This is a genomic window from Roseibium polysiphoniae, from assembly GCF_014842925.1.
In the GTDB taxonomy this organism is placed as follows: domain Bacteria; phylum Pseudomonadota; class Alphaproteobacteria; order Rhizobiales; family Stappiaceae; genus Roseibium; species Roseibium polysiphoniae.
Genome location: NZ_JACYXJ010000001.1, coordinates 60,697 through 77,169, shown reverse-complemented (window position 1 = coordinate 77,169; position 16,473 = coordinate 60,697). Strand labels below are relative to the sequence as shown.

The window sequence follows — 16,473 nt, the reverse complement described above, 5'->3', positions numbered from 1 at the left end:
CTTATGGGGAGCGTCAGTGACACAGCGAATGAGCCCCCGCCCCTCGACCTGCCCCGTTCTGGACACTTGAATCTCATGTTTGTTCCGCTTGATCGCCATAAGCACTACGTCACAAAAGAAGACCTTATGGATCAACCTGGCGCTCAACACATGCGTTGGGTCGGGCCTTCGCTTGAGACAAGCGATGAGGTTCTGCGCGGTGCAATCGGGTTCATGGACGTTGAGGAAGGGCTATCGGTTCATTATTCGAACGCTGAAGATCTGCACGACCTCAAAATTGAGACCGAATGCGGTCCCAGATTAAGCGCCTCCGTGTTTCTGGAGGGGCACGTCGACGCCTTTGTCGGCGACTTCAAAATACCAATGCCTTCCTATGACGATGACGCGCGTCATTGGTCACCGATCGCAACCGTGTTCTCGCAAAACCGCATTGAAAAATTTGTGAGGCATGCGCGCAAAGGTGTCCGCCTGAAGAAGGTGACCATTTCCATTTCGCACGACTGGCTCTTCGCCCATTTGGATCGGTCTGACCCCAGGTTCCATATTTTCAAGGAGTTCGCTGAGACGCATGTCTCGAGCTTGAGCTGGGTTCCCAGCACCCATGCAATTGGCCTGGCAGAACAGATCATCGCCGCTCCGAACAGATCGCCTTTTCAGCACCGTCTTTATATTACCGCACGGGTCTACGGGTTGCTGGATGAGGCCTTCCAGCACTTCTCGGAGTGCCCTGTAGATCCACCTGTCAAAGCAATAGATGGACAGGACCGGCATAGATTGCTGGAAATCGAGACCTTTCTTGACGATCAACGCGGCAATTGCCTCACGGTCGAAGAACTCGCCCGGCACATCGGCATGAGTCAGAATTCACTGCAGCGGCTGATCTCACGCGCCTACGGACTGTCAGCCTCCCGCTTCATTCGGAAGTTCGGTCTGGCAAAAGCAAGGACAGCCCTGGAACGGGATGGGCTCACGATCGCCGAGGCAGCGCACATCGCCGGCTATTCCTCGCCTGCCAACTTCTCAACCGCGTTCAAAAGAGAATTTGGCCTGACACCAAAGCAAATCGTTTAATAAAATCAGGCTTATAAACCGGACAGGCTGTTCTCTACTCGCTTGAGCCGGCGTTCGTTTGAAAATATCGGATCTTCTCGCGACGGCCCACTTGCGGCAGCAAGTTCCGAAGGAATGGAACGTCAATTCCATGCCTCCGGATCCCTGAGATCAAGTGCGCCGTGGTACCAACGCTATTCAGACGCCGCTGCTAGTCGGCGCCGCGGGCAACTACTTGCGGCGTCACGTATTTTTTCTGCAGCAGGAAGACCAATACGCCGATCCCGAGCCCGATCACGTCTGTGATCCAGCCGGCCTCGATCATGGCCAGCGCGGCCACGAGCAGAGCAATACGAGCTGCCGGCCCGGCCTTGCCGAAGAACCAGCCCTGAATGGCGCTGGAGAGCATGTAAACGCCGACAATCGCGGTTGCTGCCACATGCACCGTATCAACGAGCTCGCCCTGCATGAGCATCGCATCGGAATAAAAGAACATGTAGGGCACGATGAAAGCCGCCAGCCCGATGGAAAAGGCCTCAAAGCTGGTTTTCATCGGGTCAGACCCTGCAAGGGCAGATCCTGCGTAGGCCGCGAGGGCCACAGGAGGCGTGATTGCCGACATGACCGCGAAGTAGAAGATGAAGAAATGCGCCGTGAGTGGCTCAACGCCGAGGTTGATGATCCCTGGCGCAATGACACTCGCGGCCACCGCGTAGGCTGCGGTCGTCGGCATTCCCATCCCAAGCACGATGGACACGCACATGGCGAAAAACAGCGCCAGAAACTGGCTCTGATCCGCGAGGCTCAAGAGCAGGGCGGAGAAACGGGAGCCAATCCCGGTCAGTGCGATCACGCCAACAATGATGCCCGCCGCCGCACACACTGCGACAAGCTGCAAGGACATCCGGGCGCCGACCTCAAGGGCCTGGAACAGCCGCCGCGGACCCATCTTGTGCGGCGTCAGCCAGGAGACGACCGCTGCGGTCATCATGGCCAACGTTCCGCAGCGGATGACCGAGTAGCCGGCGAAAAGCGCATAAATCAGAACGACGATCGGCGTAAACAGATAGGCTTGCCGCAACAGCGTATCGAGTTTCGGCAGTTCCGAACGCGGAAGACCGGACATGCCGCCTTTCTGCGCCGCGATGTCGACGGTAAAGAAGATCGACAGAAAGTAGATGATCGCCGGAATAATCGCGGCCCAGACGATGTCGAGATAGGGAATACCGGTGATTTCGGCCATTATGAACGCGCCCGCGCCCATGATCGGCGGCATGATCTGACCACCGGTGGAGGCTGCGGCTTCCACCAAAGCTGCCGTTTGCGGCTTGTAGCCCACCTTCTTCATCATCGGGATTGTCAGACTGCCGGTGGCCACCACATTGCCTGCCGACGTGCCGTTGATCATCCCCATCAGCCCGGAGGCAAACACAGCTACCTTTGCAGGTCCCCCGCGTTTGTGGCCGGCCGCAGCAAACGAAACATTCACAAAATACTCACCAACCCTGGTGACCTGCAGAAACGACGCAAAGACGACGAATAGGATGATTTAGGTTGACGAGATCGCAATCGGCGCACCCAGGATACCGTTGTCGGTGAAGATATAGGTGAAGAAGCGTTTGGCGGTGTAACCCTTGTGCTCGAGAATTCCAGGCAGCCATGGCCCCAGGAATGCATAGGCGACGAAGATACTTGCAATGATCACCAGCGCCAGACCGGCAAGGCGGCGGGTCAGCTCAACGATCAGAACCACCCCGGTCAGAGCTGCCCACATGTCAGATGGCAGGGCCATGGGCATTCCGGCCCGAAGCTGCAGCTGCTCGGAAAAGAAAACAATGTAGGTGATCGCTGCAACGGAAGAGACAGCCAGAAGCACATCGCCCGGAGATGTCCGCCCACGTTGCTTGCCCCGGAAGATCCAGCCATGCAGGATCGCCGCGCAAGTCCCGACAAAAAGCGGCGCACCATAGTATTTGAGAGCCCAGATCGGCGGAAATTCCTCCCCCATCAAACCGTTTATCCAGATGGCCGAAACCATGGCAAAGCCGGTCAAAATACCCACGCCGGAGACGATCAGCAGCAACCAGTCGAGCACACTGCGCCGGGACGCATCGGACGCCCCTGTTGTTGCGCTGTAGATCAGGAAGCCGAGCACCAAGCCGCCACCGACGTGGATCAAGCGGTAAGTCCAGGTCTCAAGCGGCCAGACATTCATTACCAGCAAGTGAAAGACCGTGTAGCAAACACAGGCCGTTGCAATAAACCAGTGCCAGTTCCTGTTGAATTCGCGCTGGTTGCTTACCGTTGGTTCGTCGTCCACCTGGGCGCTTGCGGTCTGGGTCTCAATTGTAGAGGCCGGATTGTTATTATCTGTCATGGCTGGGGTGTCGCCCTGTAAATCCGCGGACCTTTCACGGCCTGCAGCTTAACCTTGGTCATAATGAACAGGCGGGAAAATTCCCGCCTGAGTGTTTAGGTGAAAGTCGAAAACGCCGCTGTTATTTCAAAGCAGGCGGAATCTGATAGCCGTTTTCCTCGAACCAGCGAACCGCACCGGGATGGAACGGCATGAAGCTGTTCTTGGCTCCGTTTTCCGGCAGCGTTTCTTTTGCGGCCTTGTGGCTCTGAACCATGCGATCGTTGTTTTCCATCGCCAGCTTGGTCAGCTCATACGCCAGGCTTTCGGGCATATCTTCACTCGCAATTGCAAAGTTCCATAGAGAAACGGTGCTGACGTCTTCTGGCTGATCATCATAGGTGTTCGCCGGAATGATGAAGGGCGACATGGCAGGCTCGGCCTGCATGAACTTCGCCATTTCGTCGCGAGACATGCTGAGGAAGATCACATCGTTTTCAACCGCAACTGGCTGTAGGCACCGGTCGGCAATCCCGCTGCATAGACAAATGCATCGATCAGACCGTCTTTCAGCTGCCCTGCGGTATCGCTTCCGCCGGCATTTCTGATGGTCACATCCATGCCCGCGGCCTTGAAGTAACGCGGCCAGTAGGTGCCCGATGTTCCGCCGGCAGGGCCAACGCCAACGCGCTTGCCTTCAAGGTCTGCAAAGGACTTGATGCCCGAACTTGCAAGGACCGCAGCCTGCAATGGGGTTTGATACATCGGGAAAAGGGCACGGATCTTCTTGTGCTCAAAGCCCGGCATCAATTTGCTCTTGCCAGTCCAGGCCTCATAGGCAGGCCCCATAGTGACAAAGCCCATGTTATGCTCGCCTGTCTCAACCAGCGTCACGTTCTGAACAGGACCACCAGTGATCTCGACACTGGCCGTCACATCAAGCGCTTCGCCGACCATGGTCGCAAAGCCGCTACCGTATCCGAAGTAGGTTCCACCCTGGCTACCGGTACCGATCGTCAGGTTTGAGGGCCAGCCTTCGCGGTCTTCGGCAAAGGCAGAGGTCGCAAGCGTCCCTGCGACCGCGACAGAAGTCGCAATCTTCAACATTTTCATCATGAACAGTCTCCTCCCAAATAGAGCACAAAGAGCGTGCCCTTTGAAAAGACGCTACAGTGATAAAAATCACCGGCTCAACAGCAATCGATTATATAAAAATTTGAAATAATAGAAATCATGCGGTTTCCGCAAGGTTTTCCAACTGCTGATCAAGCACATCAAGAAACCCGTCGCGCGCCGGGTCTCTCGTGTCACGCAGCCAAACGGCCGACAATGCGAGCTTGTTTCTGGCCGAACCGGCAGGAACAGTCAAAGGAACGAAGGTCACGCCGCCAACGGCCAGTCTCGACGCCCATCTTGGGACAATCGCGAGCCCCAGCCCTGCACTCACAAGATTCACGATTGTCTGCTTTTCCTCAGCAATCTGCGCCACCCGCGCCGTCAAACCCGCCTCGATAAACAGCTTCATCGTCAGGTCGTGGCTGTGAGGCCTGGACCGCCGGTCCGGCACAATCAGCGGTTCGTCAGCCATGTCATCGACGGAGATAACCGACTGGGCTGCCAAGGGGTGACTTGCTGGCAAGGCCACCACGGCGGTTTCATGAAAGAGCGGCCGAAACATGAGGCGTGGGTCTTTCAGTTCCGGCGGTCGAACCAGGGCGACATCAAGCCGGCCGGACAGGAGACGCGGAAGCAAACGGATGGTCTTCTGTTCCAAGAGCTGAAGATCCACATCAGGATAGGCGTCGCGAAAATGCGGAAGCAATTGCGGAATCAAGCCGGCCGCTGCGCTGTCGATCGCGCCGACCCGCACAATCGATCTTCGTTCCCTCAAGGTTTCCCTGAAAACGGTCTCGACCTGGTCAACGCGTTCCAGAATATCCCTCGCCGCAACCACAAGCCTCTCCCCGTCCTGCGTCAAGGCAACGTTTCGAGTGGTACGCACCAAAAGCTTGCATCCCAGGCTTTCTTCCAAAAGCTTGATCTGCCGCCCGAGGGATGCCGGCAGCATGTCGAGTTTCTGCGCGGCACGGCCGAAGTGGAGGCTGTCGGCCACGGTGATAAAGCAGCGGAGTTGACGGAGTTCCATAGCGCCCTTCAATTATATCAATTTTTTATATGATCGAATGAGCATTGTTGTCTCGATGTCAAGTTGCGATTGTTACCGCGACAAACCGGCAGCCGGCGAATGAAACCGCATCATGCTGGAAAAACATGCTTTTAGGGACGAGACATGCGGAACTATCAGATTGCGGCAATTCCGGCAGATGGAATTGGGCCAGAAGTCATTGAAGCTGGTGCAGAAGTACTGGCAGCCCTTGGCCAACGCGGCGACGGTGTCGATTTCAAACTGAAATTCTTCGACTGGGGCTCGGATTACTACAAAAAGCATGGCGTCATGATGCCGGAAGACGGCCTGGAGCAGCTCAAGCCGTTCGACGCCATCTACTTTGGCGCCGTCGGTGCTCCTGATGTTCCCGATCATGTGACGCTCTGGGGTCTGCGCCTGCCGATCTGCCAGGGTTTCGATCAATACGCCAACGTCCGCCCGACCAAGATCATCCCGGGGATTACCTCTCCTTTGCGCAATGTCGGTGTCGGCGATCTGGACTGGGTCATCGTACGGGAAAACTCCGAAGGCGAGTATTCGGGCAATGGTGGCCGGGCCCACCGTGGTCTTCCGGAAGAGGTTGGCACCGAGGTCGCGATCTTCACCCGCGTCGGCGTCACCCGCATAATGCGCTATGCGTTCAAGCTGGCACAGTCCCGACCGCGCAAACAGTTGACCGTGGTGACCAAATCCAATGCCCAGCGCCATGGCATGGTCATGTGGGACGAAATCGCCGCTGAGGTCGCACAGGAGTTTCCCGATGTGACCTGGGACAAGATGCTCGTCGACGCGATGACCGTTCGCATGACGCTGCATCCGCAGAGCCTGGACACCATTGTCGCCACCAACCTCCACGCCGATATCCTATCGGACCTTGCGGGCGCCCTTGCAGGTAGCCTCGGTGTCGCACCGACGGCCAACATCGACCCGGAGAAGCGTTTCCCCTCCATGTTCGAGCCAATTCACGGCTCAGCGTTCGACATCACCGGCAAGGGCATCGCCAATCCGGTCGCGACCTTCTGGACGACAGCGCAGATGCTCGATCATCTCGGTGAAACAGGCTCTAGCTCACGGCTCATGTCCGCGGTCGAAAAAGTCTGCGAGGCAGGCATCCTCACACCCGATGTTGGCGGCAAGGCCACCACGCGGGAGGTGACCGATGCCGTGATCGAGGCGATCCGGGGCTCCAACACCTAAGGTTCCATGGATACCAATCAGACAATACAGCTGCTGCGGAGCGTTTTCGCGGCAGGTGTCGCTCGCGCTGATCCCCGTCAGGCATTGGCCTCCTACCTTCCCGAAAAGCCCAAAGGGCGCTGTATCGTCATTGGCGCGGGAAAGGCATCGGCCGCCATGGCTCAGGCTGTCGAGCGCGCCTGGCCCGACGTTGCCATAACAGGTGCCGTGGTCGTTCCCTACGGCCACGGCGCGGTCACCGAAAACATCGACGTTCTTGAAGCCTCGCATCCGGTTCCCGACACAAACAGCGTCGAGGCGGCGCTCCGGATGGTGTCGCTTGCCAGTGAAGCCAAACCTGACGATCTCGTCCTGGCCCTCATATCGGGAGGCGGCTCGTCTCTCTTGACGCTGCCCGATCCTCGCCTGAACCTTGCCGACAAGATCGCGGTCAACAAGCTGCTGCTGAAGTCTGGCCTCACTATTTCGCAAATGAACCAGGTGCGCCGCAGGCTCTCTGCGGTGAAAGGCGGGCGCCTGGCCCTGGCGGCGAGAGGCGCCCGCGTCGTTACCCTTCTGATTTCCGACATTCCCGGGGACACGCCCCATGATATCGCCTCGGGCCCCACCGTCCCGGCGCCGGACACAGACAGGGACATCTCTCACGTCATCGCCCAATTGGGCAGCACATTGCCAAAGGCCGCCGGCGAGCTGCTACGTGAGCCCCCCGCCCCACTGCCAGGTTTTGAGGCCGACTACCGGATGATCGCGACGCCGCGCATGGCGCTGGAAGCTGCATCCGAGACGGCTCGAGAGGCCGGCATCACGCCGATCATCCTTGGCGACGCACTTGAAGGCGAAGCCCGGGATGCCGGGACGCTTATGGCTGGCATAGCCACCTCTGCATCCTTGCACGGTTCCCCTGCCAAGCCCCCCGTTCTTCTCTTGTCAGGCGGCGAAACCACGGTGACGATCGGATCGGAACAACCTGGGCGGGGCGGCCGCAACACGGAGTTCCTGCTTGCCCTGGCGCTCGCCCTGCAGGGCCGGGAAAACATCTTCGCTTTTGCGGGTGACACCGATGGCATTGACGGCAGTGAGGATGCAGCAGGGGCGATCATCACACCCGACACTCTGACCCGCGCGGCGACCGCAGGTCTCGATCCGCGCAAGATGCTCGCCCGCCATGACAGCTATTCCCTGTTCAATCAGCTGGACGATCTGATCGTCACCGGCCCAACCCTGACGAACGTCAACGACCTACGAGGCATCCTGGTCCTCTAGAGACGTCACGTCCCCTTTTTCCGGAGAGATCAATGGTACCCAACAAAAAGGCAAAGGTCGTTGCGACGGTCGGCCCGGCCAGTCAATCGCCATCCATGCTGAGAAAACTCGCGCAAGCCGGCGTCGACATGTTCCGTTTGAACTTCAGCCACGGTGACCACGACGCCCACCGGAGTGTCATTACCGCCATACGCGAGCTCGAAGTCGCATTGGACCGGCCAATCGGCATCCTGCAAGACCTGCAGGGCCCGAAGATCCGTCTCGGCAAGATCGCCGACGGGAGTGCCCTGCTTTCCAATGGTCAGGTGGTTCAGCTTGTGCCGACCGAAATGTCCAACGATGACAGCTGCTTTCCGCTTCCGCACCCGGAGATCTTTGCCGCCATCAAGCCCGGTCGTCAAGTCCTGATCAACGACGGTCAGGTCCGTCTGGAAGTCATTGACGCCGCTGAAGATATGATCGACTGCAAGGTCATCGTCGGCGGCCCAATATCCGACAGAAAGGGCGTCAACTTGCCCGACACCGTACTTGATCTTCCCGTCCTTACTAAAAAGGACCGACTTGATCTGGAGTTTGGACTGCAACACGGCGTTGACTGGGTGGCTTTGTCTTTTGTCCAAACCGCAAGCGATCTTGATCAAATACGCTCCCTGATCGAAGGCAGAGCCGGTCTGGTTGCCAAGATCGAAAAGCCCTCCGCTCTTCTGGATCTGGAAAACATCATCGAAAAATCAGACGCCTTGATGGTGGCGCGCGGGGATCTGGGTGTTGAAATCCCTCCGGAAGAAGTTCCTGCCAAGCAGAAGGAAATCATCCGTCTTTGCCGCACACACGGGAAACCGGTCATCGTTGCGACGCAAATGCTGGAATCCATGATTTCTTCGCCGACGCCGACGAGAGCAGAAGCCTCAGACGTTGCAACAGCGATTTACGATGGCGCCGACGCGGTCATGCTGTCGGCGGAAAGCGCGGCAGGCGCCTACCCGGAAGAAGCCGTCACAATGATGAACCGGATCATTGTGCATACTGAACAACATGGCCGGCAGATCCATGGCTTGCGAAACTCACCCGCGCCAAACGGTGAACCGAACAAGGCGGTTGCCGGGGCCTGTACGCTTCTATCAGAGGAAATCGATGCCGAAGCCATTGTTGCTTTCACCACAACAGGCGCAACGGCGATGCATCTGGCAGCACAACGTCCAGGTCGTCCGCTGATCGCAATCACGCCGTCGATCGAAGTCGCAAGACGTCTCTGTCTGGCCTGGGGTATCCAGCCACTGGTCAATGAGACTGCGCTCGATCACGAAAACGTCGTTGACTACGCGCGCCATCTCCGCCGCGTTCCACGAAACGGCCACGCGTCAAACCAGATCATAGTCGTCTCGGGTTCGCCCTTCGGCCAACCAGGCAGCACCAACAACATCCGCGTTGCTGATCTGCACTAGGGTTCAACCAATTGGCCCTGCGCCTGTTTTGGGTCCAGGACGTTCTGCGGGGGCAGCAACCAACCGCACTAACGTCAGACTGGCTTTCGCGTCAGACGCTCCCCAGTGGCTTCCAGGATCAACGCGGTCTCATCAGTTCGCTGAGGGTTTAGGCCATTGGCTCACCAATCCGGAAGATGAAGCCGGGCTAAGGATCGTCAAGGTGCATTGTGCCAGGCGTGACGTATTGATTTTACAGGCCGCACTCGAAGAGAAATAGGCAAACTATACGTTTGCCGTCTCCAAGACGCAGGCGACCTTATGCTGACCGGAGATGTCAACCACAGGCGGCAAGGCGCTGCGGCAGCGGTTGGTTGCCTGGGGGCAGCGATCAGCAAACGAACAGGCGTCCGGTGCCGTCTCCAGGGCGGGTGGAGAACCAGGAATTGCATCGAGACGCTGGCCCTTGACGGCCCCGTGTAGATTGGCGGCAAGAAGCCCTTTGGTGTAAGGGTGGCGCGGATTTTTGATCACCTCGGCGGCCGTTCCAGACTCCACCAGATTGCCGGCATACATGACCGCGATCCGGTCCGAGACCTCAACAGCAACTCCAATGTCGTGGGTGACAAAAATAACGCCCATGCCAAACTCCTTCTGCAACTCTCGAAGCAGAAGCAAAATCTGGATCTGGACCGTGGCATCCAGAGCCGTCGTTGGTTCATCGGCCAGAAGAAGCTTTGGGCGGCAGGATAGAGCCAGCGCGATCATTGCCCTCTGACGCATGCCTCCGGACATCTCGTGCGGATAGGTCTTCAGGCGCCGTTCAGGCGACGGAATGCGCACACGCGTGAGCATGTCGAGCGCTACGTCCATGGCGGCAACACGGCTGACGCCCTTGTGCCGCATGACGGTTTCGGCAATCTGCTCCCCGACGGTATAGACCGGGTCGAGAGCCAGCGCGGGTTCCTGGAAGATCATGGACACTTCGCCACCGCGATGGCGAGCCAGTGCCTTGCCAGACAAGCTCATGACGTCGGTTCCGTTGACACGGACCGAACCTTCCAGCTCGCTGCGTTTGGGCGGCAGCAGGCGCAGCAGGGTTTTCAGCGTCACGCTCTTGCCAGATCCGGATTCGCCTAGGAGGCCCAGCATTTCACCCGGCTGCAGGGAAAGGTTGAGACCATTGATCGCGTGGACAGTGCGTTCGCCCTTAAACCGTACCTTGAGGTTTTCGAATTCGACCAGTGGGACCACACTCATTCTGCGACCTCCTTCAATGCCTGGCTGTGCCCGGAGGTTGTGTCCTGAAGGTGGCAGGCCGCAAGGTGCCGCTCCGAGCCGCCAATGACACTGAGTTTTGGCTTGGTCTTTGAGCAGATGTCTTCAGCAAAGCGGCAACGCGTGTGAAAGCGGCAGCCGGTGGGCGGATCAATCGGGTTTGGTGGATCGCCTGCAAGTGGCGGTTCCTCGGTGCGGTTGTCCGGATCCATCGAGGGCATGGCTGCGAACAGGGAGGCGGTGTAGGGATGCGCCTGTTTCGCGTAAATGGCATCGGCAGGACCGACTTCCACGACCTCACCCAGGTACATCACCAGAACCCGGTCGGAAATATAACGCACCACGTTCAAGTCATGGGAGATGAAGACATAAGTAAGGCCAAGTTCTTCCTTAAGGTCGTTCAGCAGGTTGAGCACCTGGGCCTCAACGGATTTGTCGAGCGCCGATACAGCTTCATCAAGAATGACCAGCCGGGGAGAGAGAGCAAGCGCCCGGGCAATATTCACCCGCTGACGCTGACCGCCGGACAATTCGTGGGGATAGCGCTCGGCGAAACGTTCAGGATCCAAGCCGACCCGGCCCATCAGCCCCCGTGCGACCCCTGAAGGGTCCGCATGTCCATGAATTTTTGGGCCGAAAGCGATGGAATCCACAATGGTCAGGCGCGGATTGAGGGAGGCATAGCTGTCCTGGAACACCATTTGGACGCCGCGGCGCAATTCCTTCAACTTGATGTCTGTTCCCAGTGCATCACCATCATAGATGATTGAGCCGTCATCCAGTTCGATCAGCCCAATGAGCAGGCGGGCTGTTGTGGACTTACCGCAGCCACTTTCTCCAACGATGCCGAGGGTCTCCCCCTTTTGCACCTCGAAAGAAATTCCATCGACGGCGTGGACGGTTGCTGTCTTGCGGTTGAGCAGGCCCGAGCGGATCGGAAAATGTTTCTTCAGATCCTTGGCGATGATCAGCGGCTGATGCGGTCCCCCGCGATCAGTTTGGCCGAAGCTGGCTTCAGTCTTTGACATTCATTGCACTCCGAAGACCATCGCTGAGAAGATTGAGGCAAAGAGATGTGATGAAGATCATCACGCCCGGCAGGGCCGCGATCCATGGATTGATGTAGATCGCCGTGCGCAGGGTGTTGAGCATGAGACCCCATTCGGGCTCGGGTGGGCGGACGCCAATGCCAAGGAAGGACAGACCGGCCGCCAGGATCATGCAGACGCTGGTCAGGCTGGTGGCATAAACGAAGATCGGGCCGAGCACATTGCCTATGACGTGGACGCGAATGATGGTCAGGGCGCTGCCGCCCGTGGCCCTCGCCGCATCGATATAGTCGAGCGCCCTGACGCTAGCGGTCGCGCTTTCGGCAACCCGGGCAATTGGCGGAATGAATACGATCGTCAGGGACACCAGGCTGTTGATGATACCGGCACCCAGCGCACTGGAAATGGCGATGGCCAGCAGCACGGATGGGAACGCGAAGAAGACATCGACCGTACGCATGATGATCGTATTGATCCAGCCACCGACATAGCCCGCCACAAGACCGAGCGTAGAGCCGATAAAGAAAGCCAGGACAACCGGAACCAGACCGACGAAAAGAGTAAGCCGACCACCATAGATGAGCCGGGCCAGCATGTCCCTGCCCTGTTCGTCGGTGCCAAGTGGAAAGCCTGGAAAGCCGATTGGTTTCAGCCGTTTGATCATGCTGGCTTTATAAGGGTCGTTAAGTCCGAGATATGGAGCGAAGATCGCTGCCAGGATCAGCAACAGCACGACAATGGTGCACGTCACGGCAACGGGATCGTTCAAGAAACGTTTAAACACACCGGCCCAGTAGCCAGGTGCCTTGCGGACGGGTTCTGCAACCTCTGCCGTATCAGCAACGACGGTCATGGTCAGGACCTTTTGATGCGCGGATCGATGGCGGCCTGGGCCACGTCGACGATCAGGTTCATGGAAACGAAGAACAGTGCGAGCACGAGGATAGTGCCCTGCAACAAGGGCAGGTCGCGTTGGAAGATCGCGTTGGAGAGGAGAAAACCGGAGCCGGGCCAGTTGAAGACCGTCTCAATCAGGATCGACCCACCAAGAAGATAGCCGAGCTGCAGCCCCATGACGGACAAGGCGGTCGGGGCGGCGTTACGGATTACATGGCGCAGAACATCGCCGTGGCGCATCCCTTTTGCATAAAGGGCCTGCACGAAATCCATGGAGAAGATATCGCCAACCAATGCCCGGACGGTCCGCGCCACGATGCCGATGGGAACAACGGCAAGGGTGACGGAAGGCAGGATCAAGTGCTTTATATGCGCATAATCCCAGGCCCACTGGCCGGACCCGCCGGGACCTGCGCCCATCGATGGCAGCCAGCCGAGCTGGACGGAGAAGACGATGACGAGCACGATGCCAAGCCAGTAGTTGGGCACCGAGACACCGGTGATGGCGAAGGCCGTGACCAGTCGATCAATGATCGTGTCTCGGAAGTAGCCTGCGATGAAACCGAGCAATAGGCCTATCGGAAAGGCGATTACGCTGGCGGTGAACGCGAGCAAAAGCGAGTTCTTGACCGCGGAGAACACCTCGCCTGCGACCGGGCGACCTGTTGCGATGGACTTGCCGAGATCACCGGTGACCGCCTTGCCGATCCAGATCGCATATTGAACAGGTAGCGGCTTATCGAGCCCATAGGCAGAACGCATGGCCGCCTGCTCTTCCTGCGTGGCGTCGACCGGCATGATCGCCGTCAACGGATCTCCTGGAGCTATATGGACCAGCAGGAAGCAAATGATGCTGACGCCAACGGCAACAGGCAGGACGTAGACCAGTCGGCGTATGAGATATGCAAACATTGAGGCGGCCGTGTGTTTTTGGCTTCGGGCTATTGGGCAGCGAACGGGGCTGGCCTACGCGGACCGCTGGGCGCGGCAGAACGTTAAGAGAAGTTCGCGAGAAGGCCCCGCGAACTTCTGTTTTCTTATTCTTCGATCGTGATACCGGAGAAGTTCTGGTACCAGTTCTGAGCCTGAATGAAGCCCTTGACCTTCGGGCTCATGGCGCGTGGCGCCACGTCGTGGGTCACCATGAGGAAAAGCGCGTCATTGACGTATTTCTCATGTGTCTTGCGCAGCACCGCGTTCTGGGCTTCGGGATCAAAAGTGGTCTTGATCTCGTCGAACAGAGCCTGCATTTCCGGGTCGCAATAGTGGCCCCAGTTGGTGCCGTTCGGTGCAATCAGGTCACAGGAAAGATGCCGGATCAGTCCGGTGAACGGATCCTGGATAAAGTAGGTGAAGTTGATGGACTGGGAGCCGTCGACGCTCGGATCTGCAGCACCTGCACGCCACAGATTGATCATCTGGTTCCATTCGACAACCATGAACTCAACTTCAATGCCAACTTCTGCCAGGCTCTGCTGAACGTATTCGTTCATCGGCAAAGGCAGCATCTGACCGGAGCCGGACGGCGAGATCAGCGCTTTGGCCTTAATCGGATTTTCCGGACCGAAACCGGCTTCAGCCAACAGGGCCTTGGCAGCTTCTGGGTCATACTTCACTTCGAAGGTTGGCTCGCCGAACCACTGGCTGGCTGGAGGAAGGAACCCTTTCGCCGGAATGGCGAGGCCACCGAGGAGCGCTTTCAGGCCGTCCCGGTCGATAGCCAGGTTTGCAGCCTTGCGGACGCGAATGTCGTTCCAGGGAGACCCTTCCAGGCGCGACAGGTGCCAGGTCCAGTTGTGTGGGTAGGCGTTGGAGACGATTTCCATGCCATTGCCGGTCAGGGCGGGAATGGTGTCTGGAGCCGGTGCTTCGATCCAGTCAACCTGCCCTGAAAGAAGGGCTGCAGTCCGGGCATTCGGTTCTGGCAGCGGCATCAGGACCATTTTGTCCAACTGCGGTACACGGCTTGCGTCCCAATAGGCTTCATTGGGGACCAATTCTGCGCGTTCACGCGGAACGAAGCCAGTCAGTTTCCATGGGCCGGTGCCGGAAGGGGCCTTGGCCACTTCTTCCCAATTCTTGTCGAGCGCTTCCCAGTTTGCCTTGGACGACATCAGGATCCAGGCGAGCTGGTAAGGCAGGGTCGCGTCCGGGGTCTTGGTTATAATTTCAAGAGTGAAGTCGTCGAGTGCCTTATAGGAAGCCACGGCAGGAATGCGGGACTTTCCCTGCGCAGACTGGCGCGGATCATACTGTTCGCTCTCCGGTACCAGCAGCTTGTCGAAATTCCAGACAACATCATGTGCCGTGAACGGGCTGCCGTCATGGAAGGTCACGCCTTCGCGGATCTTGAACGTCCATTTTGTGTTGTCGTCGGGATCAACAGTCCATTCGGTCGCCAGGCCCGGGATCAACACTGAGGCCTTGTCTGCACTGGTCAGATCCCACTCGATGAGGGAATCATAGACCGTGTAGCCCATGAAGCGCATACCTTCGCCGCCCTGGTCGGTCTGACCGGTGGTGAGAGGGATGTCCGACGCTGTCATGCCGACACGGAGCGTGCCAGCTGCCCAGGCGTCGAATGACACTGTTGCGAGGGCGGCAATTGACAGGGCTGCCAATGCGGCTCCCCTTAGGTTTCGTAGTGCCATTGCTGATGTCCTTTTTTCAAAGTCAGCTGATTACAGTCGGAAGGCCGACAGCAGATTGAATGGTCTTCTCGAAACGTTTCCCCGCGAAAGCCAGTTTTGGCCGCTTAGTCCGATCCTTCCGCGCTCGTTGCGCTGGAGGCCGGTTATTGGCCCGGTTCAGCAGCGCGCCTTAGGTTTCGGAGCTGCCTGTCAGGCGGTGTATGACATTTCTTCCATAATCTTTCGCGCCTGCCCATCGCTTGCAGAACGACAGAAAGATTAATTAAATCAATGCCTTTAACTTAATTTCCCTCTTGCCGAGTAGTCGTTTATCAGGTACCCGTTTTCTGGTCTGACCAGTTTACCGTAAAACAGACCAGAAAACGTGCAAGGGTAAAATTTGAGCATTTGATGTCCAGATTGACAGCATTGACTGAAGGCGACGCAAGCCAGACAGAGGGCCCTGATCGGGAATCCACTGTGCCGGCCAGAGTCGCCAAGGCGCTTCAGCAAATGATTTGCGACCAGGGCTTGAAACCGGGCGACGCGTTGCCGTCGCAGCGGGAGCTTGTCACCCTGCTTCAGGCCTCCCGTCCCTCCGTTAGGGAAGGCGTATCAATGTTAGAAATGCTCGGAATTATCCGGGTGGAGGGGCGCAGGGGTCTGTTCGTCGCCAATGGGGATGGCCAGCGTCCGATCGATTTTTGGCCGTTCCACAAGGGGTATGATCTTCGTGAGGTTTATCAGTTTCGTATCGGCTTCGAACCGGACGCTCTTGCACTGGCTTTTTCAAGGTTGACCAGCGACGCGCTCCAGCGTCTGCGCCACCATGCGGAGGCGCTGATGATCGCCGCGCGCCAGGGCAATGCCGTGGTCGCCGCGGAACAGGACACCGCCTTCCACGACGTTATTTTTGAGTATTGCGGCAATCGAATCTTTCTGGATATCCGCAGTCATTTGTCGAAGGCGATGAAGGACAGCCAATGGGTGCCGATGGTTATCATTGAAAGGGTCGGCGACACGGCTCGTGAGCACCTTGCCATCGTCGATGCGTTGGAGGCTGGAAATTGTGCAGACGCTTGTGCGGCATTGCGAGATCATATCCACGCGGCGGCGCTTCGTTGCGACCTTCACTTAACCTGATAAGGCCCATAAATCGGAG

General features: G+C 57.9%; 13 protein-coding genes and 1 pseudogene. 5 read left to right on the top strand and 9 right to left on the bottom strand.

The features are described from left to right. Positions 1 to 75: 75 nt before the first annotated feature. Entirely contained in the window at positions 76 to 1,071 is a 996-nt protein-coding gene (locus tag IG617_RS00355; RefSeq protein WP_192106283.1) for a helix-turn-helix domain-containing protein, read from the top strand. 190 nt (positions 1,072 to 1,261) lie between these two features. On the opposite strand, the gene IG617_RS21560 is transcribed toward IG617_RS00355, so the two are convergent. The 4 genes and pseudogenes from IG617_RS21560 to IG617_RS00340 all read right to left on the bottom strand — a co-directional run bounded on the left by IG617_RS21560 (position 1,262) and on the right by IG617_RS00340 (position 5,552). Continuing rightward, positions 1,262 to 2,596 carry a TRAP transporter permease gene (locus tag IG617_RS21560; protein ID WP_338109933.1) on the bottom strand — a complete coding sequence of 445 codons (1,335 nt, stop codon included), beginning with the start codon at positions 2,594 to 2,596 and terminating at the stop codon, positions 1,262 to 1,264. A gap of 3 nt (positions 2,597 to 2,599) precedes the next feature. Continuing rightward, positions 2,600 to 3,427 carry a hypothetical protein gene (locus IG617_RS21555; protein WP_254170395.1) on the bottom strand — a complete coding sequence of 276 codons (828 nt, stop codon included), beginning with the start codon at positions 3,425 to 3,427 and terminating at the stop codon, positions 2,600 to 2,602. A 121-nt stretch (positions 3,428 to 3,548) separates the two neighbouring features. Next, positions 3,549 to 4,513 (bottom strand): annotated as a pseudogene (locus IG617_RS00345) (TAXI family TRAP transporter solute-binding subunit). Positions 4,514 to 4,637: 124 nt separating this feature from the next. Continuing rightward, on the bottom strand, positions 4,638 to 5,552 hold the full coding sequence (locus IG617_RS00340; protein ID WP_192106281.1) for a LysR family transcriptional regulator: 915 nt from the start codon (positions 5,550 to 5,552) through the stop codon (positions 4,638 to 4,640). Positions 5,553 to 5,696: 144 nt separating this feature from the next. On the opposite strand from IG617_RS00340, the gene IG617_RS00335 reads away from it, so the two are divergent. The 3 genes from IG617_RS00335 to pyk are packed head-to-tail and all read left to right on the top strand — an operon-like array spanning position 5,697 to position 9,478. Then, positions 5,697 to 6,770: a tartrate dehydrogenase gene (locus tag IG617_RS00335; RefSeq protein ID WP_192106279.1), complete on the top strand. Its 1,074-nt coding sequence runs from the start codon at positions 5,697 to 5,699 to the stop codon at positions 6,768 to 6,770. A gap of 6 nt (positions 6,771 to 6,776) precedes the next feature. Next, complete coding sequence (locus IG617_RS00330) at positions 6,777 to 8,033, top strand: glycerate kinase type-2 family protein (protein ID WP_192106277.1); 1,257 nt, start codon at positions 6,777 to 6,779, stop codon at positions 8,031 to 8,033. Between the two features lie 32 nt (positions 8,034 to 8,065). Continuing rightward, positions 8,066 to 9,478, top strand: coding sequence for a pyruvate kinase (gene pyk, locus IG617_RS00325; protein ID WP_192106275.1), 1,413 nt, complete (start codon positions 8,066 to 8,068; stop codon positions 9,476 to 9,478). A 264-nt stretch (positions 9,479 to 9,742) separates the two neighbouring features. Here the strand turns inward: pyk and IG617_RS00320 are convergent, their stop codons facing one another. The 5 genes from IG617_RS00320 to IG617_RS00300 all read right to left on the bottom strand — a co-directional run bounded on the left by IG617_RS00320 (position 9,743) and on the right by IG617_RS00300 (position 15,332). Continuing rightward, positions 9,743 to 10,711: an oligopeptide/dipeptide ABC transporter ATP-binding protein gene (locus tag IG617_RS00320; RefSeq protein WP_192107316.1), complete on the bottom strand. Its 969-nt coding sequence runs from the start codon at positions 10,709 to 10,711 to the stop codon at positions 9,743 to 9,745. 2 nt (positions 10,712 to 10,713) lie between these two features. After that, complete coding sequence (locus IG617_RS00315) at positions 10,714 to 11,763, bottom strand: ABC transporter ATP-binding protein (RefSeq protein WP_192106274.1); 1,050 nt, start codon at positions 11,761 to 11,763, stop codon at positions 10,714 to 10,716. Next, the gene (locus IG617_RS00310) at positions 11,750 to 12,637 is read right to left on the bottom strand and encodes an ABC transporter permease (protein WP_192106273.1); all 888 of its coding nucleotides are present in this window, start codon (positions 12,635 to 12,637) and stop codon (positions 11,750 to 11,752) included. Before IG617_RS00310 ends, IG617_RS00315 begins: the two co-directional genes overlap by 14 nt. 2 nt (positions 12,638 to 12,639) lie before the next feature. Beyond that, positions 12,640 to 13,593: an ABC transporter permease gene (locus tag IG617_RS00305; RefSeq protein WP_192106272.1), complete on the bottom strand. Its 954-nt coding sequence runs from the start codon at positions 13,591 to 13,593 to the stop codon at positions 12,640 to 12,642. Positions 13,594 to 13,718: 125 nt separating this feature from the next. Then, positions 13,719 to 15,332 (bottom strand): ABC transporter substrate-binding protein, encoded by a 1,614-nt coding sequence (locus IG617_RS00300; protein WP_192106271.1) that lies wholly within the window; start codon positions 15,330 to 15,332, stop codon positions 13,719 to 13,721. Positions 15,333 to 15,722: 390 nt separating this feature from the next. Between IG617_RS00300 and IG617_RS00295 the strand changes: the two genes are divergently transcribed. Further along, positions 15,723 to 16,454, top strand: a complete 732-nt coding sequence (locus IG617_RS00295; protein WP_276529797.1) for a FadR/GntR family transcriptional regulator — start codon at positions 15,723 to 15,725, stop codon at positions 16,452 to 16,454. The last annotated feature ends 19 nt before the right edge of the window (positions 16,455 to 16,473 follow it).

Excerpts from the sequence above, each read along its gene's own strand:
- IG617_RS00340 (WP_192106281.1), bottom strand. The coding sequence starts at position 5,552 with ATGGAACTCCGTCAACTCCGCTGCTTTATCACCGTGGCCGACAGCCTC.
- IG617_RS21555 (WP_254170395.1), bottom strand. The coding sequence starts at position 3,427 with ATGACAGATAATAACAATCCGGCCTCTACAATTGAGACCCAGACCGCA.
- IG617_RS00335 (WP_192106279.1), top strand. The coding sequence starts at position 5,697 with ATGCGGAACTATCAGATTGCGGCAATTCCGGCAGATGGAATTGGGCCA.
- IG617_RS00295 (WP_276529797.1), top strand. The coding sequence starts at position 15,723 with ATGTCCAGATTGACAGCATTGACTGAAGGCGACGCAAGCCAGACAGAG.
- IG617_RS00355 (WP_192106283.1), top strand. The coding sequence starts at position 76 with ATGTTTGTTCCGCTTGATCGCCATAAGCACTACGTCACAAAAGAAGAC.
- IG617_RS00300 (WP_192106271.1), bottom strand. The coding sequence starts at position 15,332 with ATGGCACTACGAAACCTAAGGGGAGCCGCATTGGCAGCCCTGTCAATT.
- IG617_RS00330 (WP_192106277.1), top strand. The coding sequence starts at position 6,777 with ATGGATACCAATCAGACAATACAGCTGCTGCGGAGCGTTTTCGCGGCA.
- IG617_RS00305 (WP_192106272.1), bottom strand. The coding sequence starts at position 13,593 with ATGTTTGCATATCTCATACGCCGACTGGTCTACGTCCTGCCTGTTGCC.
- pyk (WP_192106275.1), top strand. The coding sequence starts at position 8,066 with ATGGTACCCAACAAAAAGGCAAAGGTCGTTGCGACGGTCGGCCCGGCC.
- IG617_RS00315 (WP_192106274.1), bottom strand. The coding sequence starts at position 11,763 with ATGTCAAAGACTGAAGCCAGCTTCGGCCAAACTGATCGCGGGGGACCG.
- IG617_RS00310 (WP_192106273.1), bottom strand. The coding sequence starts at position 12,637 with ATGACCGTCGTTGCTGATACGGCAGAGGTTGCAGAACCCGTCCGCAAG.